Origin of the sequence: Bacillus sp. EB106-08-02-XG196 (assembly GCF_013396335.1) — a bacterium.
Lineage (GTDB): Bacteria > Bacillota > Bacilli > Bacillales > Cytobacillaceae > Neobacillus.
In genome coordinates, this window is the sequence record NZ_JABWSY010000011.1 from 101,108 (window position 1) to 126,740 (window position 25,633).

Consider the following 25,633-nt stretch of genomic DNA (forward strand, 5'->3'; position numbering starts at 1 on the left):
CTTTTGGTTTCTTATAGAAAATTGAAAACGTTTTTACTATAACTACTGTATTAACTAGCAGGTATGCTATTATTATTAAATGAAATTGAGAGAATGGAGAGGGTAGCTATTGAAAATTAGTTCATTAATTGCAAACAATATTAACAAATTGGATGCAGTAATACCTGAAGATCGTTCATTAGGGATTGCGGGTTTGTCTGGCTCAGGGAAAACGACTTTTTGCCAAACCATTGGAGAGGAATCCAAGAAGCGTCTTGTTTCCTTATTGCCCAAGGCTGAATATCAGTATCTATTTTCCACTATTATGGAGACGAACTTCAGTGCAATCAATATGGAAGATATGCCTTTAGTGCTATTCCTCGGAAAATCATCGATATCTTCTAATCCACGTTCCACGATTGGAACACATACGGGTGTTTTTAGAGAGATACGCGAGACGCTTGCGGAAAAGTATAATCTATCTCCAGAAGTTTTTTCTTTTAATAATGCATTGGGCTGGTGTCCAGATTGTAAAGGACGCGGTACCACCAAAAATGTCGAATGTCCAAAGTGTAAGGGCGGACGTTATAATCAAGAAGTTGAGCAGTATAAGCTGGAATTATTCGAACAGGCACATAGTATTTCCGACATCAACAACTTAAGCATTGAATCCATTCTTTCACTCGCAGAAGATTTAAATCTTAGTGAAGGTAAAATACATATTCTCAAAAATATTGCCAATATGAATATCGGCTACTTAACCTTAAATCTGATCATGGGTACCTTGTCTGGCGGAGAAATTACCCGGCTTTACCTGGCTGAATTCATGGCTGCAAGTGAAAATACGGTTATTATTATTGATGAAATCTCCGTGGGTCTTGATCACGAAACATTACTGAAGATCTTAGGTCCGATAAGACAATTAGGCTTTAAGAATCAAATTTGGCTCATTGACCATTCTGACACGGTGCTTGATGTAAGTGACGAACGATTGTTCTTTGGACCAGGCAGTGGTAAATACGGAGGTAAAATTGTAGAAGAATCCCCACGTCCACAACCAATCGTTTGGGAACGAAATCCGGCACCGCCAACAGAATACTACCAATTTAAAGATCTTTACTTCCGTAATATTCAAATGGCTGAAATTCAGATTCCCCAAAATAGACTTGTTACCTTTACAGGTGAGTCTGGAAGTGGTAAATCCACGCTGGTCAATGAGTGTATTGCAAAAGATTTTCTAAAGCGATATCCAAAAGACAAATTGGTGATCGTAGGGCAGGATCGAAATCAATCGATTACCAGCCGTTCAACTGTTGCGACCTTTCTTGATATAAAAAGAAAGCTGACAAAATACAGTGAAGATATTGATGATATTTTTCAGCGTTCGATTGAAGATATCATTGATGAACTGCCGAATGAAGATATCGCTCATAAACGCTTGAGCCTATTAATTAAACTGGGCCTGGGTTATTTGACCTTAGAGAGAAAAACACAAACATTGTCGACTGGTGAATTTCAATGTGTTCATTTAGTATCTGAACTGTTTGCTAACATTAGAAACCCACATACACTGTTTATTTTCGATGAGCCTTCAAAAGGACTATCACAAAACATCTTAAACCAATTTATCGACAGTGTAAGGGTCATTCTGCAGGATGAATCTGTCTCCATCATGATGATCGAACATAATGCCTATATGCTTGATAGCTCAGATTATATTATTGATTTTGGAAAAAGACAGCTAGAGCCAGTTCATCATCTGGATGTTTTAAGTCATGATGATTATTATCGTCAAAAGTCTAGTGATGATCTTGCTGCTTCATTCCAAATTTCTTCAACTCTCACTATTCAAAAGGGCATTAACTATGTAGAGGAAAATCATATTGCTTATTTTAAAAAAGCAGAAAACGTTTATAAGGGCGGTATTTTAAAAAGCTTATCATCCATGGCCCGTTTGATTTATGGTGAATACGAAAGTGATACCATTGCACCTGTTATCGCCATTGACCTTGAAAGACACTTGTATAGTCAATATAGTTTTCTCTATGAAATTGGCGGTTTGATTAATCATATCGTCGCTTCACATCACACCAATAAAGATACAAGAAGCTTTGATTTCTACAATCAAGATAATCATTGTCCATGCTGTTCGGGCCGCCGGGAAATCGAAAAGTTTGATATTGATGTTGTGATTCAAGATAAAACTGTGCCTTTCTGGGATGGATTATTACATCCAGACGTAATGGAGGTTCTAAAATGGTACCAATATCCAAAATTGCAATTTCTCTTTGATGAGATTAAGAATGAGCTTGGTCAGGATATTAGTAAGAGCTTTAATGAGATGACAGAAGCGGAAAAGCATACTTTTTTATATGGGTATTGGGAAAAGTCCTTTTACGATAAAGCGGGCAAGGCTTCAAGAACCTGGGAAGGCTTTAATCTCATAATTGGCAGGTATATGTTTATTTCGAAATCGATTATTAAGGAACAGATGAAAGAATCGAAAGAGATGATTACCTGTCCAGTTTGCCAAGGAACTGTGCTAAAGCATCATAAGAAACTAAAATTTGGCAACAGTGATATTCGAGAAATTATCCAAATGCCACTTGATCAGGCTATCGAAGCAGTAGGGAAGTTACCAGAACTTGAAAAACTTAAAGCTATTGTTGGTGGAGAGATGGCGCTCACTGAAGATGTATCCTTATTACCTAGGGAAACACAAGCAGCATTGAAGATGCTTGAACTCGAACTAGCAAGCTTTGTTGGTTACGAAGTGGTTTTACAAAACGCCTTACCGTTTTGGGACAAGATAAAAAACAATATCGAAGCCATTAGCATCAAGAATCTCGTTACCATTTGTGATTTCGCAGCTATTACCGAAACCCGAGAAAGTATTATTGATAAATATTTCACCAATGGAAAATACAAGAAACTAACGTATGTCTATGAGGCGCTTGGTTACAAAAAAATTGTTACCCAAATTAATAAAATTAAAGCCGCTCATAAATGTCCTTTCTGTAATGGAAAGAAGGTTATTTCCGAGGATGGCCTTCATGATGGAGTCCACAAACTATCGGTTCCATGTGTAAGCTGCCATGCGAGCGGGATCAATGACGAAGGTCGAAAGGAAATTGTCGAAGGTATCGATGTCCAAACATGGCTATCGGGTACAGTAAAAGACGTTGTTACAGAAAACTTACTTACCGAGGAAGTTCGTGACATTCCCATTTTCAATCGAATCCGCGAGTTAAATAAACGAGATATGATGGCGGTATACCAGGCACTTGAGCAAAATAATTAAAGGGAACATGGTAAAAAAACTCATTTGCACTTTAAAGCAAATGAGTTTTACCATTTATTTAATAAATAAATCAAAACCGATTGTAATCAACCATCCCACACAAAGAGTAACTGAAAGATATGTACCAACATAAAGTAATAATTCCGCCATACATCCTCCTTCTCTTCATTTTCCAATTTCCACTAAGACAAAGTCATTATATCAAGGCGTTTTTAAAAATTTGTCGAACCAAGGGACAGCAATCCATTTGTAAATAGACTGTAAACTTTCCTTAATAATAGAAATAGTTTGAATATAAACAGGACCAAACTCCCCCGAAAAGGAAAATTATGACTGCTTTTATCAATGTTGAGGAGTGTGCTTTTTCCCATTTTTTAGCCTTAAATAATAGGTAACACTTAACTAGACAATGAAATTAATGTTCCGTAGACTAAACACTATATCATTTTTCTACTAATTTTTTTGGGGGTACGGGTATCTAACCTCCTAATCTACTAAACCAATATTAGACGAAGGTTAGTAGTATTTTGATAACAGGGAGGAAAGAGAATGTTAGAATTTGACACAAATATAGACCATTTAGCCAATATTAAAGTTATAGGTGTTGGTGGAGGAGGCAATAACGCTGTCAACCGCATGATCGAGGATGGGGTTGGCGGGGTTGAATTTATTGCTGTCAACACTGATTCACAAGCCATTAAACAATCAAGTGCAGCGATCAAGATGCAAATCGGTTCCTCTTTGACCAGGGGTTTAGGAGCAGGGGCAAATCCGGAAATAGGTAGAAAAGCGGTCGAGGAAAGCAAAAATCAAATCGAAGAAGTCTTAGCTGGGGCAGACATGGTTTTTGTTACAGCTGGAATGGGCGGCGGTACTGGAACAGGTGCAGCACCGGCCATCGCTAGAATTGCACGAAAGATGGGCGCACTGACAATCGGGGTGGTAACACGTCCTTTCAAGTTCGAAGGCTTCAAGCGTGCAAAAAACGCTGAAAGTGGAATAAGTGCCATGAGGGAAGCGGTGGACACCTTAATTATCATTCCCAACGATCGATTATTGGAAATTGTAGATAAAAAAACACCGATGATTGATGCCTTTCGTGAAGCGGATAATGTCCTGCGTCAGGGTGTACAAGGGATTTCCGATTTAATTGCAGTTCCTGGTTTAATCAACCTCGATTTTGCAGATGTAAAAACGGTCATGTCCCATAAAGGAACGGCCTTAATGGGTATTGGTATTGCGAATGGCAGTAATCGTGCGGCCGAAGCAGCAGAGAAAGCCCTAAACAGTCCATTACTGGAGACATCTATCAATGGGGCTCATGGTGTCATAATGAACATAACAGGCGGCAACAATCTAAGTCTTTTTGAAGTTCAAGAAGCAGCCGAAATCGTGGCATCCGCTTCTAACGAAGAATTAAATATGATCTTTGGTTCCGTGATTAACGAAAACCTAACAGATGAAATTATTGTAACCGTAATTGCTACTGGATTCACGGAGCAAGAGAATACCGATTTACATAAACCTGCCCAGATACCAGTGGAAGAAAAGTCGATTACCTATCAAAGAGAACAACACTATGATTATCATCAAAGAGAACAGCATTATGAACCTCATCAAGGAGAACAAGAATATGAACCTTATCAAAGAGATCAAGACTATGAACCTTATCAACCTGAACCTATCAACTATGTAGTAGAGGAACAGCCTTATAAGCAGCAATCAGAAGAACAAGATGATTCTAGTGATATTCCAACATTCTTACGTAATCGAAAAAAGCGCTTACGTTCTTTTCGATGATTGAACCAAATTGAATTTGCACTTAAAAAAACGCTTGGATTTTCCAAGCGTTTTTCTATACCGTTTTATTACTGATAAAATTACGCCATTGGCAGGCTTTTAAATTTTGTAACTGTCTCTACAAATTCTTCTTGACCGTCAATAACCTTATACACTCTAGCCTCATCAAAATGAACGGTTTTCCAAGAGCGTAACTCACCATCTCGATATCCTCTAGCCATGAAGTTTTCCAATGACTTCTTTGTAGCTCCTTGGTAGTAGGTTTTTCCGATAAAAGTACCTTTAAAATATTTGTGAATCATATAAGTATCAAACATTGCTTTATCCTCCAATTTTTAACAGAGTAATTATTTACTAGAATAATTCGTTTATGAAAAGGTAATTAAATATATTTGCAACATCGCTATGTTGTTTACAAGAGGAATAATATCATCAAAATTAGTGAGAGTCTGTGAATATTTTGTGAAACATTTCACGAAAGGTGTGGTGTTTTTTTCCAGAAGTATAAATAACCAGATACATGGACAATTCGAGGTTTTTATACATGCGATTATTTTTGGAAATTCTGAAAATATATAGGTAGTAATGGTATAATTTTCTAAATAGAAGAGAGTTATTATGGAGGGGAAAAATGAAAATTGTCGTAGCTGGAGGATCTGGTTTCATTGGTCAGACGTTAACACAATTGCTGCTAGCTGAAGGGCATAGTGTTGTAATATTAACTAGGAAGGAAAGAAAATCTTCCGGAAAGATTGAATTTGTAAGGTGGCTGGATGAAGGGGTTTTACCTGAAAAAGAAATAAGGCATGCAGATGCGTTTATTAACTTGGCTGGTGTGTCCATTAACGACGGAAGATGGAGTAAAAGCCATCAAAAACAAATCTATGAAAGTAGGATGACTGCAACAGATGAGTTACTTAGAATCATTTCCTTACTTCAAGAAAAGCCTTCTGTCCTGGTAAATGCCAGTGCGATTGGGATTTATCCATCCTCAAAAAATGCTGCCTACACTGAAAATTCATTGGAAACGGCAACTGATTTTTTAGGGAGGACCGTACAGGACTGGGAAAACAAAGCTCAGCAAGTAGAGAGAGATTCCATTCGTGCCGTTTTTATGAGATTTGGTGTTGTGCTTGGGAAAGAGGAAGGTGCACTGCCACTTATGGCGATGCCGTATCGATTATTTGTCGGCGGAAAAGTGGGTACAGGTGAACAATGGGTATCTTGGGTGCATGTTACAGATGTAGTACGCACGATTCTCTTTGCAATAACTAGTGACCAATTAAGTGGACCAGTCAATGTAACAGCTCCAAATCCACTTCGAATGAACGAATTTGGTAAAAGTATTGGTTCTGTTTTACAACGACCACACTGGCTTCCCGTACCTTCATTCGCTATGAAAATGGTGCTGGGGCAAAAAAGTGCCCTTGTTCTGGAAGGACAGCATGTTATCCCTCAAGTTTTACAAGAGAACGGGTTTGAATTCAAGTTCCCAACACTCCGCTTGGCCTTAGAGGATTTACTTTAAAAAGTAAGTTACGAATGTATGTTCTTATTTAATGTGTTTTATGCTATACTTAAATGGCAATAGCTAAGGTTGTCTCAAAGGCGGTTGGCAAGCTCCCATCGGAAAGGGGGTGTTGCTGTTTGACGATTTTCGAAACGTTCATGATTATGATTGGTTTTGCTAGTTTAATCGTAGCCATCCTGACGTTTGGTCAAAAAAAATAATCCACCCTTGAGTTTTGGAGGCTCAGGTGGATTATTTAATCTCATTAACAGTCGACCCTTTTGCGGGTACCGTCTATTGCAGGACCTGACATGTAGCAGCATGTCGGTCTTTTTATTTTATGTTCGTACTTATATTTATATTATAACGAAATATAGGAAAAAAGAAACATAAATGAATATTTTTGATGAACTGAGAACCTGCAGAATGCGCCTCTTTCTAAATTTATCATTCAATTAATAAAAAATTCATGCACATTTTTGAACTTACAACATATAGTAACTTCTGTGAGAATTTTTTATTGGAAGGAAGAAAAACATATGAATAACGATGTAGTTAAACAATCTACTAAAATCGAGAGTAATGTTGGAGGAAATGGATATAAGGTTATTGAAATTAACGTAACTGATCCATCTGAAAATTCTTTTGCGGTGGTTACTCCTGTTAAAATGAAATAGGAGACTACATTAAAACCTTAAGAAAAAAAGTTTTAATGCCAGCTTGTACAGGATAGTCAGGAGCCTGAGAAACCGGAGCACAAGCTTCGATGGAGGCGTCGTGGGCATCGGTAATTGAACAAGCTAATAGAATTCAATAAAAGAAATGGCTCAGTATAGAAAAATGAACCATTTCTTTTATTACATAAACAGGTACAAAACACTGTACAAATTTGAGTACATATTCGGCTTCAATTTCAGGAAACCGAGGAGGAAGTAGTAAAAAATCAAAAGTATCAAGTTATAACAATATCTCATTTATTAAAGAGTAGATTATGAGGAAAAAGAAGGGGTGGAAGTTATGTTTAAGCTGCGAGGTCACCATCTGTTTTGCCTACTTGGTTATAGGGGAATGGGATATTCTGAAGAATATGTCATCAATATGACGCATTTGCATCAAACTTTAAGAAACAATCCCAAGACGTTAATTAAACTAGTAAAAGGACCTGATCAGTTGTGCGAAAAATACCCCAACTCAGGTAAATACCACTGCCAAGATGCTAGTATCTATGAAAGAGATGCGGCCATTTTAGAGAGAATGGGCCTTAAGATCGGACAAATTTTGAAATGGGAGGACATTGAGTCAGGTATTCGAAATTTTGTCGTTCCCGCTGATATTCAAATTGTTTGTGAAACTTGTTCCTGGCGGTCATATGGAGTTTGTGAGGAAGGTATCCAAGAGATTCATTCTGGGAAGAGCTTGAGGGAAGTGAAATAAGCCCTTCCCGTTGACTTAAGCCCCAGTTTGTATTTTAATTGCTTTAGTCTAAAAGAATAAGATGGAACGCCTAATGCGGTGAAAATCGCACTTTGGGTGTAGAGCAGTGGAAAAGATGAAGATTACTTCAATGTATTACCTATTGCTATTGTCTCTGTTAAAACTGAATGTTGATTTCACTGTATTTTTTTAGTTAGGTGGTTTCGCAAAGATTGTTTTTTTTATTATTGGTTAATAACGTTTTTTGCTTAAGTCGCCCTGGTTCGGACACCATGACTCTTAGATTCATCAAGCTTGTCTGAAGTTGCCACAGGTTCGGACACCATGACTCTTAAGTTCATCAAACTTGTCCGAAGTAGCGATTAATTTAGAGTAATTTGTACAGAAAGCAACAAAGTTTACGAAAAGAGCCTTGAGTTAATAGTTAAACCTCTACGAACACAAAATTTTTTGTAGTCGTAGAGGTTTAACTTTTCAATATAAAAATGATTCTATTAAGTAAGCGCTTCCACCCTAAGAAATAATCCCTTTTCTTAAAAGTACACCCACCGCATGGGAACGGTTTTGAGCACCCAGTTTTTTGATCGCAGATTTTACATATTGCTTTACGGTTAGTTCACTAATATCCATCGTGGCTGCCATTTCCTTCATGCTTTCTCCCCACGAAATCTTCCTCATTACCTCTAATTCTCTTTTGCTTAGGTTTGGTGATTCTTTTAATTCTTCGGACTGCTCCATATACTTTCCAACCATTCTCCCATAGTCAGTGAGTGAGGAGAGGGTTTGTTCGTCTAGTAATGCATCCTCGGAAAATTCCGTCGTACAAATATAGCCAATGACGATTGAACTGAAACTAATCGGGACAACAGCCATAGAGTTTATATTCGACGTAAGAATATACTTACTGCTTGTTTGTTTTAAAAATTCAATTCCAGAACAATATTTTGCTTTCCTCTCTAAAATCGCAGTATGGATGATAGGCAAAGTACGAACATTATCGCGAATTTCGTTAATATAGACGATGCCGGTTGAATTTAACATTAAAACTCCTTCCCCAAGATAACCTAATGGAGAATAGCGAAATAGATAAGCATTTCGTACAGGGTAGAGAGACATGTAGACTTCAAGAATCTTATACAGTTTTTCTTCATGACATGCTGCTTCTTCAAGTTGTACAATCTTTTCCATCAAGGTATGCTGCGATGGCAAACTATCATCTCCTTTTGGGGGATTGGACACCTATAAAATTAGGAATATTCAAATTATACAAAAGATTGTAACATTTAGATAGTACTAATAGGTGCTAATCCCTAAAAAGGATTTAAATCTTTTTACAAGGAAAGGAAGATGACCAATGGCAAATTTAAAACCACAGTCACTTATGTATTTAGAAGCGTTTAAGCAAATGCCGCCGATTGCTTCATTAGAACCACAAACAGTCAGAGATATGTTTGCTATGGCACCCCCAGTAGAGGTAGAGCTTGCACCACTTTCGAAGATTGAAGACAGACTTGTCCCAGTTGATGGTGCAGAAATAAATGTCCGAATCTATACCCCGGAAGGTCAAGGTCCATTCCCGATCTTTGTTTATTACCATGGCGGAGGATGGGTAATTGGTGATATTGCTATATCGGATGCTAGCTGCAGAATGCTTGCGAACAAAACTGGGAGAATTGTGGTTTCAGTAGATTATCGCCTTGCACCGGAACATAAGTTTCCTGTTCCTGTTGAGGATTCGTACTCAGCTCTGCAATGGGTAAGTGAAAATGCTGCGTCCTTAAATGGAAACGCTTCCAACATTGTTGTAGGTGGTGATAGTGCTGGAGGGAATCTTGCTGCTGCTATGACCTTGAAATCAAGAGATAAAAATGGACCTGCTATTGCTGGCCAGGTGCTAATTTATCCAGTAACCGCACTAAGCTATGATTCTCAATCCTATCAGGACTTTAAAGAAGGATTTGGTTTAGATAGAGACCTAATGATTTGGTTTGGAAATTATTATATCCGAAACGAAGAGGATGCAAAAAATGTTCTTGTTGCACCGATTCTTGAAGAGGATTTGCGTAATCTTCCGCCTGCTTATGTACTAACAGCAGAGTTTGACGTATTAAGAGATGAAGGGGAAGCCTATGCCGAGCGTCTTAAGGAAGCTGGAGTTACCGTTGAGACTTCACGCGAGGAAGGCTTAATCCATGGATTCTTCACAAATATGGCTGTTTTCCCTGATGATATCAAAGGTGCAATCGATAAATTTGCTGCATTTTTGAGTAAAGTTGACCAAGAGGTAAGTAGAGTCTAATTTTCATAGAAGAAAAATCTGAACCTTAATTTAGGAGGGAATGCTTTTGACATCTGCAAAAGAGACTAATTTTGATGCGGTAGTAATTGGTGCAGGCTTTTCAGGAATGTATATGCTTTATCGTTTACGTGAATTAGGATTATCGACTCGTGTTTATGAAGCAGCAGATGGTGTTGGCGGCACCTGGTATTGGAACCGTTATCCAGGAGCACGCTGTGATTCTGAGAGTATCTACTATAATTATACTTTTTCCGAAGAGCTATACCGCGAGTGGACATGGTCCTCTCGATATCCAGAGCAGCCCGAAATCTTAAAATATCTTAACTTTGTCGCTGATAAGTTTGAGTTGAGACCTGATATTCAGTTTAATACTCGCGTTCATGCAGCACAATATGACGAAGAGAATAAGATTTGGCAGATTACTCTAAATGATGGAAGCACTGTTACTGCGAAGTACTTTATTACTGGAGTAGGTTGTCTTTCTGCTTCGAATCTTCCTAAATTTAATGGCTTAGAAAACTTCAAAGGAGACTATTATCACACTGGACATTGGCCACATACAAAAGTTGATTTCACGGGCAAAACAGTTGGTATTATTGGAACTGGTTCGAGCGGCGTTCAGGCGATTCCTGCTATCGCAAAAGAGGCTGCCCATTTAACTGTTTTCCAACGGACACCGCAGTATAGTGCTCCAGCGAGAAATCATCCGTATGATCCTGAATATATACGTCAAGCAAAAGAAAATTTCCAAGAAATCAAGCGGCAAATGCGCGAGTCTACTGGAGGAGCGCCTGGTGACATACCGGCGAAATCCGCGCTTGAGGTAACACCTGAAGAACGTCTGGAGAAATATGAGGAAGCATGGCGAATTGGCGGCCAAGGAATTTTCACCTCATACTATGACATTACCGTCAATGAGGAGGCAAACAAAACGGCTTCCGAATTCATCCGTTCAAAAATTCGCGCGATTGTTCAAAAGCCTGATGTTGCTGATAAGCTGATGCCTTCGTATTACTACGGAACAAAGCGTCCAATCATCGACACCGATTACTATGAAACCTATAATCGAGACAATGTTTCTTTAGTAGATGTTAAGAAGAATCCAATTGAAGAAATTACAGAAAAAGGGCTGCGTACGACTGAAGGCGAGTATGAGGTTGATGTCCTTGTTTTTGCTACCGGTTTTGATGGCATGACAGGTCCATTGTTAAAAATGGATATCCGTGGTAAAGACGGAGTATCGTTGAAGGAAAAATGGAATGGGGGAGAAAATACAAGAACCTACCTAGGTGTTGCGAATGCCGGATTCCCTAATTTCTTCATGATTACCGGACCAGAAAGTCCTTCCGTTTTGAGTAACATGCCGGTTTCCATAGAGCAGCATGTAGAGTGGATCTCCGATTGTATTGAATATATGTGTGAAAATAATATGGAAACAATTGAAGCAAACGCTGAAGCCGAGGAAGCCTGGAGTAAGCATTGCGGAGAGGTCGCGAATGCAACGCTCTTCTCAAAGGCAGATTCCTGGTACACAGGTGCCAACATCCCTGGAAAGACGCGTAGATTTTTAATCTACTTAGGTGGTGTCGGAGCATACCGTGAGAAATGTGCTGAAATCGCAGCCAATGGATACGAAGGCTTCCATTTTGAAAAAGCTCCGGCTCCTATTCAAGGTAGTATTAAATAGAAAGATTGGCGTAATGAGATTGTAGTTTGTACAATCCTTCATTAAAATACCAGGCGTGAATTCCTAAGTGAATTCACGCCTAAAACTATTTTTCAACTAATGATCCTTCCGTAGCGTTTTTTACTCTTTATAAAAATCATTTTGATATTTATTGTATAAAGCTGTTAACCTTACCATTATTTTCACCAATATAGTAAACTTATATTATGTTTGTATTTGATGCACTTTACGAGAGATTTGGTTAAGAGAATACGAAAAGATAAAAAGTTTAACTGAGGTGAATTGCTGTGTTATGGGATAAGCCCAAATGCTTGGTTTGTGATACAGAAATTAAGGAAGATGAAATGGTTTATTGTAAAATGCGCTATCCTAAGCGAAAAGGATTTACCGAAATAAAAGCTTACTTAAGAAACGAAGCCAAATTCATTTGTGAAGAATGCTTTAATAAAAAATAATAGATTACTAGAGGTGTAAGGGATGATTAAAAATATAATGACAAAGCTTTTAAAAATTGAGGTTCCGATTATCCAAGCCCCTATGGCAGGAGGAGTAACATCTTCAAAATTAGTGGCGGAGGTTTCAAATTCCGGAGGCCTTGGAATGATTGGAGCCGGCTACATGACAGCGGGCCAAATCCGTGAGCAGATCAGAGAAATAAAGCAGGTAACATCCAATCCCTTTGGTATAAATCTTTTTGTTCCTAACGAATTTACCTATACTGAAAATGAAATTAAATCAGCAGCTAAACTTTTACAGCCCATTTGTGAGCAATTACATATAGACCAAAATGATAGAATGGAAATTCCAACATCTAATCATTTATTTGAAACATTTAATGAACAAATCAAAATTGTCATTGAAGAAAAACTCCCTGTGTGTTCATTTACTTTTGGTGTTCCTTCCATTGAAGTGATTGCTGAGTTAAAACACCATAACATTATTCTAATGGGAACAGCAACCACTGTGGAGGAAGCGCTAGAAATTGAAAAGTTAGGGATGGATATAGTTGTTGTCCAAGGCAGTGAAGCGGGTGGCCATCGGGGGAACTTTAGGGGTGAAGACCAAGCGAGTTTAATAGGTTTAATGTCATTGATTCCACAGGTTGTTGATCATGTTAGTATTCCTGTGATTGGTGCTGGAGGAATTATGGATGGGAGAGGGCTGATGGCCGCCCTATGCTTGGGAGCAAAGGGCGTTCAAATGGGTACAGCTTTCTTAACCTGCATAGAAAGTGGCGCTCATAAAGTTTATAAAGAAGCGATTCTTCACGCAAAAGAAGACCAAACGGTGTTAACACGATCGTTCTCAGGCAAATGGGCAAGAGGAATTAATAATAAATTTATTGCCGACTTGAAGAATCATGAAGAGTCTTTACCCAATTTTCCTGTTCAAAATACTCTAACCCAACATATTCGAAAAGCTGCTTCTTCCCAAAATAACCCAGATTTCCTTTCACTCTGGTCTGGTCAAAGTCCTAGATTAGCCAAAAATCAAACCGTGGAAGCTTTAATGAAAGATATTATATCTGAAGCAACAAATATAAATAAACACCTTACAAATATAACAGTTGATTAGTGATTCTAACGACGTGCGATTGTTCTAAATGGACAATCGCCCTTTTTTATCTAGTCAAGGACTATCTGTGAAACTTTTGTGAAATTGTTCATAGGCATTAAAACCACATACTCAACGTGTTAATATGAATATGCTAGGATTCAATTACTAGATTAATCATAAATCGATTATATTAATAACATCATGTATAAGAACGAAAGGAGCTTTACCTTGAAAAAAATCATTTTATTCTTGTTTTGTACCTTGCTGATTGTACCTTCATTAGTAAGTGCACACACAAGTTTATCTTCATCTAATCCATCAGAAGGACAAGTTGTAACAGAGAACCTTGAACAAATTATTCTTACGTTTGGTACTTCTATCGAGGAATTAAGCACGATGGATTTGGTTAAGGACGGAAATAAAATTCCATTAGAAGAAATCAAAGTTGAAAATATGCAATTGACTGGAACACTTGCAAAACCATTAGAGAATGGCTCTTACATAATCCAATGGACGATTGTCGGGGAAGATGGCCATCCGATAAAAGGTGAAATTAATTTTGTTGTTCAAATGGATCAAAATGAAGTAGAGGAAAATCCTGTTACTCCCGAGGAGAGCGAAGCAAATCTAGAGGATGACAGTCAGATTGATCAAATAGGACAAAATAGTGAAGATCAAAATACAGCATCAGACACAGTTGAGAAAACGGACGAGCAAAATGACGACTCATCAAGCATGTTAATTACAGTTTTTATTATCTTAATTGTGATTTTTGTAATTGTACTTTTATTTTTTACCAGAAAGAAAAAGCGTAAATCATAAATATACATCGTTTATGATTAACAAAAATTTTATATCTTTAAAGACAAGGAATTTATATTTCTTGTCTTTTTTATTGTGATACTCAATCTATACGTACATTTCGTAACAAAAGTGAATAGAATACCTAGATTATTATTTTGAAGGGAATGAGCAAGATGTACTATGTTCCTTATACCTACCCATATCCATATCAAAATCCTTATTATGTGAACGTGCCAATGTATGACTATGGAAGGCAAGATTTGTATTGGGGTTATCTGAATGAGTTAGACTATGCAAATCGATATCAGTATTGGCAATCTATAAATCAGAGAAATATAGAAATGAAAGATTATGGGAAACAACCATTTGTAGTGAATATTGAGGAAGCTACTAAACAAAACAGTACATTTCGAACAGTTTTATGGACAGGGAGTTATCTGCAGGTTACTTTGATGAGTATCAACATGGGGGAGGATATTGGATTAGAGATGCACCCCGATGTTGATCAATTCCTACGTATTGAAGAGGGTCATGGAATCGTTCAAATGGGTGATTCAAAAGATAATTTAACTTTTCAAGCAAGAGTATCTGATGATTTTGCCATCATGGTACCTGCAGGCAAATGGCACAATGTAACCAATACAGGGAATACACCACTGAAACTTTATTCGATCTATGCTCCACCTGAACATCCATTTGGGACTGTTCATAGAACGAAGGCAGAGGCAATGGCTGCTGAAGAAAATCATGAATAACAATTAGGCTTTTAACTAAATAATCCCTCACTCAAATAAATGAGGCGTTGATTCAAGATGAATTGACGCCTCATTTATTTGTACTAGTTTCGCATGCAAAAAAAACACCCGATTATTCGGATGCATATTTGATGATTCCATGTAAATAAACGGAGTATTCCCGCTGTACACATTCTCTTAACTTAATCTTTCCTTCACTTTCTAACTCTCCAACCCATTTCTCAATCCTTTTTTCATCTTCTTTAGTGGACTTCGGAATCTCGGTTGAAAATAAATTACTTTGACTGGCATTGCGAAGATTTTTTAATAAATCAACTTTATTCATTGGGCCAACCCCTTTATCTATTAATTCGACATAAAGGACGTTTTCTCCTTTGAATTCAACAAGAATATTTAGAGTCGTTTCAATAGGAAAATTTTATGAAAATGGTATAAGATGTACTTACTTAAAAACTGAGGAGGAAATTTTATAAAATGACAACTTCAGAAAAAAGTTTAAGAGTTTGCGACAAAGGACACAAGTATTATAAGAGTAGTGATTGTCCAACCTGTCCGACTTGTGAGGCTGACCGGACACCTAAAAGTGGATTTCAGTCATTACTCTCAGCACCAGCAAGACGAGCATTGGAAAACAATGGAATCACTTCCTTGCAGGACCTATCTACCTATACTGAAAAGGAAATTTTGAAATTTCATGGAATGGGACCAGCTTCTTTACCTAAACTGAGGGAAGCATTAAAAAAAGAAGGACTATCATTTAAAAACTAATGCCGAGTCTTATCAAATTGCCGGCCGAAACAGGCGGTTTTTTGGATTTTACAAATGCAGTATATTTATATAATAAAGAGAAGATATAGGAGATTGTTTAAATTATTTAGGTACGAGGTATTTCCATGAAGTTGGAAAATGGGGAATATCATATTAAAAATAGTCGACACGGTGATTCGGTAGAATATAACCATTAAGAAAAACTTCTCAATCCAGAGTATCCCCCAGAGCGAACGCTTTGGAGGATATTTCTAATTTGGAACTTATTATCGCACCGTAATGACCACTTTTCCTTGAGCATGCCCTTGTTCAAAGTATCTGAATGCTTCGGGAACCTCAATTAATGTGTACCGTCTATCAATGACAGGTTTTACTTGACCGGATTCCATCAGCTCTTTCAGAAAAATAAGATCCTTTTGATTAGCTCTTTGTAAAAAGGTCCCCATTTTTTTATTCGAGGTCTTTGATATCCAAGCTCCCATTGTCATAGCTTGAAACATTTGAGACCCGGAACCTCCAACGTGAACAAATATACCATTAGGTTTTAAGGCACGCTTATAATCCGAAAGTGGTTGGTGCCCGTTAACACCAAGAATTAGGTCATAGGTATTCTTATTTTCGGTAAACTTTTCCGTTGTATAGTCAATGACGTGATCTGCTCCAAGCGATTGTAAAATATCTACATTTCTAGTACTACAGACACCCGTAACCTCTGCCCCAAAAGCTTTGGCAATCTGTATGGCAAAAGTTCCGACACCACCAGAGGCACCATTAATCAGAACCTTTTGTCCTTGTTGAATCTTGCCTTTATCCCGCAGACCCTGTAAGGCAGTGACTCCTGCCATCGGAGCAGCAGCGGCTTCTTCAAAGGACAAATTGGCTGGTTTTAAGGCTAAAGCAATTTCAGAAACTGCTACATATTCAGCAAAAGCACCCCATCCACTGCCGGACAAATCTGCGAACACTTCATCCCCAGGTTGGAATTGAGTAACATCTTTGCCAACTGCTTCTACCGTACCAGCCATATCACCACCAGGAATAGAGTATTTTGGTTTTAGAAGACCAAAAGCTAAACGGGCCAAGAATGGTTCTCCCTTTAAAAGAACCAGGTTTCCAAAATTCATGGATGCTGCATGTACTTTGACTAATACTTGCTTGTCATTAGGAATAGGTTTTTCAACCTCTGATACTTCAAGAACATCTGGCGGACCATATTTTTTATATACTATCGCTTTCATAAATGCCCCTCCATTGAAAATATTAGCTTTTAAAAAAATATCTCTGAAAATTAAACACCTAGCTAAATAGATATTCCAGTTGGAGGACTTTCACTACATAATCCATGTTAATTTGTTACAATTACACTATAGAAATTGGAATATAAGGAGGAAGGTCAAAATGACCAAAAAAATATCACTCATTCATTCTACCAATTTAGCCCAAGTTGATTATGCGTATGCTAGTCGAATTCCTGAGGGAATGGAAATTCTATTTCTAGCTGGAGCCTGTCCACTTACAAAAGAGGGAATCGTACCTGAATCAGGTGATTATGAAATGCAAGCAAACCTTTGTGTAGAAAATTTGAAAGAGGCATTGAAAGAATGTGGCGCTACATTGAAAGACGTTGTCTATACAAGAGTTCTTGTTGCTTCTCAAAATCAATCAGATTTAGTGACAACCTGGCATACGATTCGAAAAGAATTTGGTGATCATGATGTTCCAAGTACTTTATCTGGGGTTACGGTATTGGGATACAGAAATCAATTGGTAGAAATTGAGGCAGTTGCAGCAGTAGATAAAAAATAATAAAAAGGGGAACGGAATCCGTTCCCAACAAAATTGAGGGGATCGTATTATGCAAAAACACAAAATCATCATTACTCAGTTTGATCCGAAGTATGCAGAACAAACAGTGCAAATGTGGAGAGCGAGCAAAGAAAAGGCTATTGGTCAAAAGGAAATTCACAGCTTTGAAAATCATGTAAACTTTTTAAATCATCTATTGACTAAACACTTTCAAATAGATTTAGCGTTAATGGATCATAAAGTAGTTGGTATGATTGCCTATAATCATACTGAAATAAGTCAGCTATATATTCATAATGATTACCAAGGAATTGGATTAGGGGAAACATTATTAGATAGAGCTAAACGCAATTCAAATGGAAGATTAACATTATATACATTTGAAGTGAATAAAATGGCACAACGATTCTATGAAAAACATGGATTTAAAATAATTGGCAAAGGGCATGAAAATGAAGAAAATTTAGCAGATATTCTATATGAATGGAAATCCACTTAAATCGCTATCATTTCGCCATTAGGACTATCGCTATTTTCTAATTATTCACTATTATTTTCCTATTCCGCCTATTATGGAAGCGCTTTTATGTGAAGTGATTCACATGTATAATAAGAGTATAAGAAATCCATTAACCATATCTGGAGGAATCAAGATGCTAACAGAACTTTTTCTTGAATTCAAAAACTGGTGGTTTGGCGAGACAATGTATAATGAAGAAATAGAAGAATTTGAACGGATTGAATCCAAGCATACAAGAGTTCATCATGATGAAGATATTTATGAAATGATTCGAATACATTAAATGAAATAGCTAACTTTCCAAAGAGGACATCTAGTTTAGAAGTCTTCTTTTTTTATATACTTAGATAAATAAAATTCATAATCTGTTTGATTTTAAAGTGATAGAAGTACGTATTCCTATGCTATTCTTAATCCACTAGGTAATATACATTAAATCCTTGGAGGGTTAAAAATGAGCTGTGGTTGTTCCTCACATATTAGAGATGGAAAAGACATCGTTGATCATGTAAAAAGTAAAGGGAAAGATAAACTTACTCCAACAGTGGCGCATGAGATTAACTGTGAGTGTGGAGAAACGTTTACGTTAGAAACAGTTGTTATGAATTGCCCAAAATGTGAAATGACCTATGCCGTAACACCTTGCGGGTCAAGTGATAGTAACAATATCAAGCTTGCTGGCATAAAATACGCTTAAAAAAATACGATCATTTTAAACTTAAGGTTGTGGCACGCAGCCTTTTTTTAATGCTCTAAAATAGCCTGATGATGAGATTCATTTTTAGAAATCATTGGCATCACCTTTTTTCCATCGTATAATCATCATTATATTAACAATTTTTGAGTATACAAGCATGAAATGATAACAGAGGGATAGGATAGAAAATTATCTTCATATCTACTTACTTTTGAATATTTCTACAAATTTTTCCGATGGAGGTGTTAAGTATGTTGAAATTTGAAGAACTTAAATCCATTGAGACCCATATAGATTCACTCTCTGAACTTTTAGTAAAGGTGGTGGATGGCGGGGCATCAATAGGCTTTTTACCGCCTATGAAGCTATCAGATGCGAGAAAATATTGGCAAACTGTATTAAAACCAGATACTATTTTATTTATCGCAAAAATAAATAATGAAATTGTCGGAACTATCCAACTTCATTTATGTACAAAGCAGAATGGTCTTCATCGAGCTGAGATAGCAAAATTGATGACAGGTCCCTATGCTAGACGTAAAGGAGTAGCGCGTTCCTTAATGAAGATAGCGGAAGAAAAAGCGATTATTGAAGGAAGGACTTTACTAGTCCTGGATACAAGGGAAGGGGACCCTTCCAATTTCCTTTATCAATCACTTGGATATATTCAGGCAGGAAAAATTCCTAACTTTGCCCTTTCAGGTAAAGGAGATCTGGATACCACCGTTTTATATTATAAAATTTTAAACTAATATTTATTGTAATCCTTATGAAAAATCCCCCTGGATATTATTATCTGGGATTTTTTTTTATATATTTAAATAACATAATTTTTAGAAATATCGCCATAATATATACCTCAATTTCCTTAATATGTATATATAATAAATGTGAATGGAGTTGTTCTGGTTCTAAAAACATTATTCTAAGGGTGGAAATCAAAATGAAGTATAAAAAGGCTGTCAGTCTGCTAGTTTATGGCATATCTATTTTAGCTATAATTGCTACAACTGCAGGAATCTTTTCAAAGAGCGGTCCTGGCGAATATGAGCATATTTCGATACGCGGTGAAACAGTCACGATTTTCGGTAAAGGTATTTATCAGGATATGTCAGCGGATGTAGCAATTCAAGGAATCGCACAGGATGTTGTTACATTGTTCATTGCCATCCCATTTCTTTTGACTGCACTATATTTTGCAAGAAAAGGTTCATTAAAGGGGAGAATAATGCTTTCAGGATCGCTGCTCTATTTCTTCCTGACCTACCTCTTTTATTTAGCAATGGCGATGTTTAATCCCTTGTTTTTAGTATATGTCCTGCTATTATCAGCAAGTTTCTTTGCAATGATCTTAACGCTATTTTCACTATATTTTGAGAATCTTAGTAAGTATTTTCATCCAAGGCTTCCTGTAAAGTTTTTAGGTGGATTTTTAATCTTTAATGCCGTAGTTATCGGTAGTTTGTGGCTGCAGGTTGTTCTTCCACCCCTTTTTAAAGAAGTGATTCCCATCGATTTAGATCATTATACAACCCTAATTGTTCAGGGATTTGATTTAGCACTATTTCTGCCAATCTCGTTTATTTCAGGCATCTGTTTGATTAAACGGGCTCCTATTGGGTATTTATTAGGGCCAGTTTATTTAGTTTTTTTATCACTATTAATGACCACTCTTACAGGTAAGATTACTGGAATGGCTCTTGTGGGAGTTAACGTGATTCCTGCGATATTTATAATCCCTCTAATCAATATAACGACGATTCTTTGTTCAATCATTATCTTTAGAAATATGAATTATAAAGTAAACCGAGATATTGAAATGAATATATAGGTATTAGATTGAAAATCGTTGGATTTATTCATAAGATGGTGAAATAATAGCTGCTGTTTGCTAGAATTAGTGAATAGCAGTTTTTTTTATGAAAACCAAAATTGAAAGAGACGATATTCCATGAGAATTATAGGTATTGATTTGTCTGGTCCGAGTAATCACAAGGATACTGTTTTAGCAGTATTTGAAAAACAGGGTAGCGAACTTAAATTTATTAAATTAATGAGTAATATGGGAGACCTAGATATCTTGGAAGAAATTAAGATTCAAAGTAAATTGGATGAAGTCGTTATCGGAATGGATGCTCCCTTGTCCTATGAGGATGGAGGAGGTGACAGACAAGGGGATAAGCTGCTGAGACAGTTTATTATTTCGCTGGGAATGAAATCTGGCTCCATCATGCCTCCCACTCTCAATCGAATGGTCTATCTTACATTGAGAGGAATTAAACTAACAAGAGAAATTGAAAATATGAAGACTTTCTATCCAATCTCCATTGTCGAAGTTCACCCAGGTGCCGCCATTGGATCAAGACTTCCTCAAGAGGATTTTCACTATGTTTTGAAATATAAACAAGACTTGTCATCGAGATGTTTTATTAGAAACTGGCTGGGTGAGCAGCAATTAACCCAGCTTCCTAAATCTATTGAGGAAGAAAGCCATACTATCGATGCATGTGCAGCTGCTTTAAGTGCCTGGCATTGGCAGGATCCATTATTCAAACCGAAATGGCTGCTTCCTGCAAATCCACCGCTACATCCTTTTGATTATTGCTGTTGATCTTGTTTTTTCCATAATTAAGCTAGTCTGAAAGGAGTCATGATGGTGAAATATTATATTGTTGATGTTTTTGCCGAAAACAAATATGAGGGAAATCAACTGGCTGTTTTTATTCCAGAGGGGAAAATGGAACCAACCAAAATGCAAAAAATTGCCAAAGAAGTGAATTTTTCAGAAACAACCTTTATTATGTCTGGATTAATGGATGATGGAGGTTATGATGTTAAGATTTTCTCTCCTGATTCTGAATTACCTTTTGCAGGGCATCCAACCCTCGGAACAGCCTATGTTATCAAGAACTTATTAGACCGTTCAGAAAGTAGTGAAATTAAACTTAATCTACCTGTTGGGCAAATACCAGTTGTTTTTGAAGATCAATACGCCTGGATGACCCAAAACCAACCTATATTTGGTGCTAATGTCGAGATTGATAGAATGGCAGCTATACTACAAATTAATCGAGAAGATATCAATACTGATTTTCCGATTCAAGTTGTATCAACCGGATTACCAAGTGTAATTGTCCATTTGAATTCATTGGATGCTGTAGGTCGGTGTGAAATTTATCATCGAGCCTATGCAGACTTATTGAAGGATATGGTAGATGTTAATTTACTGGTTTTTACAACTGAAACTGCAAGCCCAGAAAACGATATAAATGTTAGATTATTTATGCCTATACCTGGATATCTAGAAGACCCAGCAACAGGAAGTGCTAATGGAAATTTAGCAGGTTATTTATTGGAACATAACTTTTTTAATTCCAATGGAATAAACTATCGTGTCGAACAAGGTGCTTTTATTGGCAGGCCATCGTTACTAAAGATAAATGCCAAAAAGACCGATGACCACTATCTCATCCAAGTCGGCGGGCAAGTGATAGTAGTTTCGGAAGGTAAGTGGTATTAATCAGCAAGTGAAGGGATATATACTATGCAAACATTGCCACAAACACAACCGGTAAAGAAATACATACCACTTTCGTTTATTGTTATTTTTCTTGGATACCTCGTTTTTGGGTTATCTGAGAATATCAAAGGACCAGCAATACCACAAATGCAAATCGATTATGGAATCGATGAACTGCAGGTTGGTTTTCTGTTGGCCATCAATTCTATTGGTTTTTTAATAGCTTGCAGCTTTACTGGTGCTTTTTCATCAAAAGTCGGCATTAAGCTTACGAGTCTGCTAGCCTTTGGAACTATGGCTATATCAGGTGTTTTTATTTATTTTTCTAGTAATTTTGCCATTTTTTCCGTTTCCTATTTCATTATGTATTTAGGTAACGGGATGTTAGAAATTGCGTTGGCGATTTTGTCGGCAAGAATTTTTACAAAAAATACTGGTTTTATGATGAATCTATCTCATTTCTTTTATGGACTTAGTTCGACGGTTGCTCCATTGATGGCGGCGGGCTTGATGGGCATGACATTTTTCGGGGGGCGAGAGCTAGGCTGGCAGGGAATGTATTTTTTCATGCTCTCCTTGTGTATCATCCCTATGATCCCTGCATTTTTTAGTACACTTCCAGTTGATAAAACAACTACCCACGAACGCCTGCCTATTAAGATGTTTTTAAAGGATCGAGTAGCTTGGTTCATTATTATCATTCTTTCATTTGGAGTAATCGTAGAACTTTCGATTGCTGGCTGGCTTGTTAACTTTCTAGAGAGATCATTTCAATGGAGTTCAACGGCGGCGTCTGGCATGCTATCCATCTTTTTTCTTTGTTTTATGGTAGGAAGGTTAATTCTAGGTTTTATCACCGATAAAATTGGATTTATGATCTCAATCATTGTTTTTTCCGGTCTTGCTGGAATTACGACCATTCTGGCCACATTATTTGGACCATCAGGTGTATGGTTATATGGTGCTGCTGGCTTTGGAATTGCACCCGTATATCCGACTGTAATGGCGCTTCTCGCAAAAAGATATCCTAACGGGATTGATGCTGCGATTACCGTTACGGTAACCATTATGGGCATTGTAGTAGTCATCAGTAATTTATTCTTAGGTGCGCTGATTGAATTTTTTAAAAGATGGTTTACCAGTTTACTAGGAGCTGAAATGGGCTTAATGAGAGGATTTCAAGCAGGGTTTATCTTCATTGGAGTCTGTGGGTTATTGTGCTCTGTTTTTAGTATTATTTTGTATCGGTATTTGAAAGAGAGAAATGAAGTGATGTAAACGAGGTAACCATTGGGTTGCCTTTTTTAGTAGAAGGGGCGGAAAATATGATGGCAAAACAATCAGGAACGATTGAACCTGAATTGTTCATAGTTGTCCATATTCCCATTAAACCCCATAAAAAAAATTTTGTATAATAAAATTGGACATATATTTTCGATGATTCATTCAAAGAGTGGTAAGGTGGGGGTTTATTGTGAAAATCAAGGTAACAGAACTAAAAAAACATTTAAAACAATATGAACAGAAAGAATTAATTGAAATTGTAGTAGAATTGTTTAAGAATAATAAGGATGTTCAAAACTTCTTGTCTAGTAAATTTTTAGGCGATGAAGCTATTGAGGATCTTTTTACTCAGGCTCGAAAAAAAGTAGAGAATGAATTTTTTCCAGATAGGGGACACGGAAAGCTTCGATTGGCAGAGGCCAAAAAAGAAATTACTGCCTTTAAGAAAGCAACGAATGATCAAAAAAGAACGGTTGATCTTATGCTTTTTTATGTGGAACAAGGTGTTGAATTTACTAGTTCGTTTGGGGATATTTCTGAAGGTTTTTACACTAGTATGCTTAAAATGTTTGATCAGGTTGCTGAAGAATGTGACCGGGATGAAGAATTGTATAATGTATTTTCTTCTAGATTAGATAACGTTGTATCCACAGCGCCTGAAGGCTGGGGATTTCAGGATGCTTTAATGGATTCATATTATACAATTGAATGGGTTATTGATGACGAGGATGAAGAGGATGAAGAATAAATTTTATTGAAAAAGTGGGATAATGTATGGTAAAAGGCAAGGAAAATTTGAGTAATATGACGAGACGGAACCGATATAATCGGAATGCTCGGCTTCAAAATGCAAAAAAAATGGGCAGGGCAGTATGATGGGAAAAATATTGCAAAAGCTTATAGTAATTGGTTTGGTGTAGACCTATTATGTGCGATTACAGAGCTTGAAATGCTGGGTTATAAATTTAAACAGTCGTATAAAAAGCAGGTCGAGCAATCATTAATTGCAAAACAAAAAGAAAGTAGAAAACGAAGAGAAGTAGAAGAGAATTATGAAGATGATGCCTTTTACTTCATCGCAGGTTATACTTCAAATGGCGTTCCTTTTGGAATCACAAGAGAGGAAATGGAAGATTCTGAAGGAATGCCAAGCCGGGCGATATATAAAGATAATAGTACTTTCTCAATAAATGATGAAGACCTACCATTTTAGATTTGGTTGTATTTAGTTTTTTATAATAATGTTAGACCTCGTTCACCTGATTGGGAGCGGGTTTTTTTGTTAGAAACAAAACTTTTGGATTAGCATGAATTTAGGTATTTGCAAATTTTTCGACAAAAAAAGAGGGGAATTGATTTTGTTGTCGAATAACATCTAAGAATTCAAGAAAGGTAGGTGAATGTATGGAAAAGTAAGAAACGATTATCCCCTTTTGTTCGATCTTGTTCGGAATCGGAAACGAACACAAAAACGTTTAGGAATGATCATTCTGCTTCAGACGAAGTAAAAAAAATAGTGTAGCATTTTTCCACGTCCTTTCAGCGATGCTCCAAATTGAATTTCTTATCTTCATAGAAAATCATTAAATTACTTCATCAATCCACTCTTCTTTATAACTCATTTCCTTGTGATATAATAAATAAACTTGGAGGGAACTAACATGAATAATGAGATAATAAATGTTATTCGTTCTGTCTTGAAAGAAGAATTTGAGCCTATTCATAAACGTTTGGGTGATATAGAAAAGGATATGAAATACTTAAATACTGGTCAAACAAAACTTGGGAACGACGTTATTGAACTTAAGACTGGTCAAACAAAGTTAGGCAACGATGTGAATGAACTCAAGACTGGTCAAACAAAGTTAGGCAACGATGTGAATGAACTCAAGACTGGTCAAACAAAGTTAGG

General features: G+C 36.9%; 27 protein-coding genes and 1 pseudogene. 24 read left to right on the forward strand and 4 right to left on the reverse strand.

The window, feature by feature from the left end:
* The first annotated feature begins 109 nt into the window (after positions 1 to 109).
* Both MLOOGBEN_RS17870 and ftsZ read left to right on the forward strand, forming a co-directional pair.
* A complete protein-coding gene (locus MLOOGBEN_RS17870) occupies positions 110 to 3,280 on the forward strand; it encodes an ATP-binding cassette domain-containing protein (RefSeq protein WP_179159628.1) in 3,171 nt (1,056 codons plus the stop codon).
* Between the two features lie 549 nt (positions 3,281 to 3,829).
* Positions 3,830 to 5,080, forward strand: coding sequence for a cell division protein FtsZ (ftsZ, locus tag MLOOGBEN_RS17875; protein WP_179159629.1), 1,251 nt, complete (start codon positions 3,830 to 3,832; stop codon positions 5,078 to 5,080).
* An 80-nt stretch (positions 5,081 to 5,160) separates the two neighbouring features.
* On the opposite strand, the gene MLOOGBEN_RS17880 is transcribed toward ftsZ, so the two are convergent.
* Positions 5,161 to 5,397, reverse strand: coding sequence for a hypothetical protein (locus MLOOGBEN_RS17880; protein ID WP_179159630.1), 237 nt, complete (start codon positions 5,395 to 5,397; stop codon positions 5,161 to 5,163).
* Between the two features lie 314 nt (positions 5,398 to 5,711).
* Between MLOOGBEN_RS17880 and MLOOGBEN_RS17885 the strand changes: the two genes are divergently transcribed.
* The 4 genes from MLOOGBEN_RS17885 (at position 5,712) to MLOOGBEN_RS17895 (ending at position 8,024) form a co-directional block, all read left to right on the forward strand.
* Positions 5,712 to 6,608 carry a TIGR01777 family oxidoreductase gene (locus tag MLOOGBEN_RS17885; protein WP_179159631.1) on the forward strand — a complete coding sequence of 299 codons (897 nt, stop codon included), beginning with the start codon at positions 5,712 to 5,714 and terminating at the stop codon, positions 6,606 to 6,608.
* 146 nt (positions 6,609 to 6,754) lie between these two features.
* On the forward strand, positions 6,755 to 6,811 hold the full coding sequence (locus MLOOGBEN_RS29740) for a hypothetical protein (RefSeq protein WP_368737802.1): 57 nt from the start codon (positions 6,755 to 6,757) through the stop codon (positions 6,809 to 6,811).
* A gap of 318 nt (positions 6,812 to 7,129) precedes the next feature.
* Positions 7,130 to 7,267, forward strand: a complete 138-nt coding sequence (locus tag MLOOGBEN_RS17890) for a hypothetical protein (protein ID WP_179159632.1) — start codon at positions 7,130 to 7,132, stop codon at positions 7,265 to 7,267.
* Positions 7,268 to 7,607: 340 nt separating this feature from the next.
* Entirely contained in the window at positions 7,608 to 8,024 is a 417-nt protein-coding gene (locus tag MLOOGBEN_RS17895) for a DUF1284 domain-containing protein (RefSeq protein ID WP_179159633.1), read from the forward strand.
* Positions 8,025 to 8,537: 513 nt separating this feature from the next.
* Here MLOOGBEN_RS17895 and MLOOGBEN_RS17900 read toward each other — a convergent pair.
* Positions 8,538 to 9,212: a response regulator transcription factor gene (locus MLOOGBEN_RS17900; RefSeq protein WP_256989153.1), complete on the reverse strand. Its 675-nt coding sequence runs from the start codon at positions 9,210 to 9,212 to the stop codon at positions 8,538 to 8,540.
* Positions 9,213 to 9,378: 166 nt separating this feature from the next.
* On the opposite strand from MLOOGBEN_RS17900, the gene MLOOGBEN_RS17905 reads away from it, so the two are divergent.
* The 5 genes from MLOOGBEN_RS17905 (at position 9,379) to MLOOGBEN_RS17925 (ending at position 15,126) form a co-directional block, all read left to right on the forward strand.
* Positions 9,379 to 10,323 carry an alpha/beta hydrolase gene (locus MLOOGBEN_RS17905; RefSeq protein WP_256989154.1) on the forward strand — a complete coding sequence of 315 codons (945 nt, stop codon included), beginning with the start codon at positions 9,379 to 9,381 and terminating at the stop codon, positions 10,321 to 10,323.
* A 46-nt stretch (positions 10,324 to 10,369) separates the two neighbouring features.
* Positions 10,370 to 12,010 (forward strand): flavin-containing monooxygenase, encoded by a 1,641-nt coding sequence (locus MLOOGBEN_RS17910; protein WP_256989155.1) that lies wholly within the window; start codon positions 10,370 to 10,372, stop codon positions 12,008 to 12,010.
* 477 nt (positions 12,011 to 12,487) lie between these two features.
* On the forward strand, positions 12,488 to 13,585 hold the full coding sequence (locus MLOOGBEN_RS17915) for an NAD(P)H-dependent flavin oxidoreductase (protein WP_179159636.1): 1,098 nt from the start codon (positions 12,488 to 12,490) through the stop codon (positions 13,583 to 13,585).
* 210 nt (positions 13,586 to 13,795) lie between these two features.
* On the forward strand, positions 13,796 to 14,389 hold the full coding sequence (locus MLOOGBEN_RS17920; RefSeq protein WP_179159637.1) for a copper resistance CopC family protein: 594 nt from the start codon (positions 13,796 to 13,798) through the stop codon (positions 14,387 to 14,389).
* Positions 14,390 to 14,544: 155 nt separating this feature from the next.
* Positions 14,545 to 15,126 carry a cupin domain-containing protein gene (locus MLOOGBEN_RS17925; protein WP_179159638.1) on the forward strand — a complete coding sequence of 194 codons (582 nt, stop codon included), beginning with the start codon at positions 14,545 to 14,547 and terminating at the stop codon, positions 15,124 to 15,126.
* Positions 15,127 to 15,238: 112 nt separating this feature from the next.
* On the opposite strand, the gene MLOOGBEN_RS17930 is transcribed toward MLOOGBEN_RS17925, so the two are convergent.
* A complete protein-coding gene (locus MLOOGBEN_RS17930) occupies positions 15,239 to 15,451 on the reverse strand; it encodes a hypothetical protein (RefSeq protein ID WP_179159639.1) in 213 nt (70 codons plus the stop codon).
* A 149-nt stretch (positions 15,452 to 15,600) separates the two neighbouring features.
* Between MLOOGBEN_RS17930 and MLOOGBEN_RS17935 the strand changes: the two genes are divergently transcribed.
* The gene (locus tag MLOOGBEN_RS17935) at positions 15,601 to 15,894 is read left to right on the forward strand and encodes an RNA polymerase alpha subunit C-terminal domain-containing protein (protein WP_179159640.1); all 294 of its coding nucleotides are present in this window, start codon (positions 15,601 to 15,603) and stop codon (positions 15,892 to 15,894) included.
* Positions 15,895 to 16,160: 266 nt separating this feature from the next.
* Here the strand turns inward: MLOOGBEN_RS17935 and MLOOGBEN_RS17940 are convergent, their stop codons facing one another.
* Positions 16,161 to 17,132: an NAD(P)-dependent alcohol dehydrogenase gene (locus MLOOGBEN_RS17940; protein ID WP_179159641.1), complete on the reverse strand. Its 972-nt coding sequence runs from the start codon at positions 17,130 to 17,132 to the stop codon at positions 16,161 to 16,163.
* A 160-nt stretch (positions 17,133 to 17,292) separates the two neighbouring features.
* Between MLOOGBEN_RS17940 and MLOOGBEN_RS17945 the strand changes: the two genes are divergently transcribed.
* The 12 genes and pseudogenes from MLOOGBEN_RS17945 to MLOOGBEN_RS18000 all read left to right on the forward strand — a co-directional run.
* Positions 17,293 to 17,700, forward strand: coding sequence for a RidA family protein (locus MLOOGBEN_RS17945; protein ID WP_179159642.1), 408 nt, complete (start codon positions 17,293 to 17,295; stop codon positions 17,698 to 17,700).
* 49 nt (positions 17,701 to 17,749) lie between these two features.
* Positions 17,750 to 18,199 carry a GNAT family N-acetyltransferase gene (locus tag MLOOGBEN_RS17950; protein ID WP_179159643.1) on the forward strand — a complete coding sequence of 150 codons (450 nt, stop codon included), beginning with the start codon at positions 17,750 to 17,752 and terminating at the stop codon, positions 18,197 to 18,199.
* 154 nt (positions 18,200 to 18,353) lie between these two features.
* Entirely contained in the window at positions 18,354 to 18,503 is a 150-nt protein-coding gene (locus MLOOGBEN_RS17955) for a hypothetical protein (RefSeq protein ID WP_179159644.1), read from the forward strand.
* Between the two features lie 171 nt (positions 18,504 to 18,674).
* On the forward strand, positions 18,675 to 18,917 hold the full coding sequence (locus MLOOGBEN_RS17960; RefSeq protein WP_179159645.1) for a hypothetical protein: 243 nt from the start codon (positions 18,675 to 18,677) through the stop codon (positions 18,915 to 18,917).
* A gap of 251 nt (positions 18,918 to 19,168) precedes the next feature.
* On the forward strand, positions 19,169 to 19,669 hold the full coding sequence (locus MLOOGBEN_RS17965) for a GNAT family N-acetyltransferase (RefSeq protein WP_483296396.1): 501 nt from the start codon (positions 19,169 to 19,171) through the stop codon (positions 19,667 to 19,669).
* A 191-nt stretch (positions 19,670 to 19,860) separates the two neighbouring features.
* Positions 19,861 to 20,748 (forward strand): hypothetical protein, encoded by an 888-nt coding sequence (locus tag MLOOGBEN_RS17970; RefSeq protein ID WP_179159647.1) that lies wholly within the window; start codon positions 19,861 to 19,863, stop codon positions 20,746 to 20,748.
* A gap of 120 nt (positions 20,749 to 20,868) precedes the next feature.
* Positions 20,869 to 21,528 (forward strand): DUF429 domain-containing protein, encoded by a 660-nt coding sequence (locus tag MLOOGBEN_RS17975; RefSeq protein WP_179159648.1) that lies wholly within the window; start codon positions 20,869 to 20,871, stop codon positions 21,526 to 21,528.
* Positions 21,529 to 21,570: 42 nt separating this feature from the next.
* A complete protein-coding gene (locus MLOOGBEN_RS17980) occupies positions 21,571 to 22,437 on the forward strand; it encodes a PhzF family phenazine biosynthesis protein (protein WP_218781239.1) in 867 nt (288 codons plus the stop codon).
* Positions 22,438 to 22,461: 24 nt separating this feature from the next.
* Positions 22,462 to 23,715 carry an MFS transporter gene (locus MLOOGBEN_RS17985; protein WP_179159650.1) on the forward strand — a complete coding sequence of 418 codons (1,254 nt, stop codon included), beginning with the start codon at positions 22,462 to 22,464 and terminating at the stop codon, positions 23,713 to 23,715.
* Between the two features lie 196 nt (positions 23,716 to 23,911).
* Complete coding sequence (locus tag MLOOGBEN_RS29330; RefSeq protein ID WP_368737799.1) at positions 23,912 to 24,469, forward strand: DUF6155 family protein; 558 nt, start codon at positions 23,912 to 23,914, stop codon at positions 24,467 to 24,469.
* 99 nt (positions 24,470 to 24,568) lie between these two features.
* On the forward strand, positions 24,569 to 24,934 hold the full coding sequence (locus MLOOGBEN_RS17995; protein ID WP_179159651.1) for a hypothetical protein: 366 nt from the start codon (positions 24,569 to 24,571) through the stop codon (positions 24,932 to 24,934).
* 448 nt (positions 24,935 to 25,382) lie between these two features.
* Positions 25,383 to 25,633, forward strand: a pseudogene (locus MLOOGBEN_RS18000) (hypothetical protein); the annotation flags it as partial.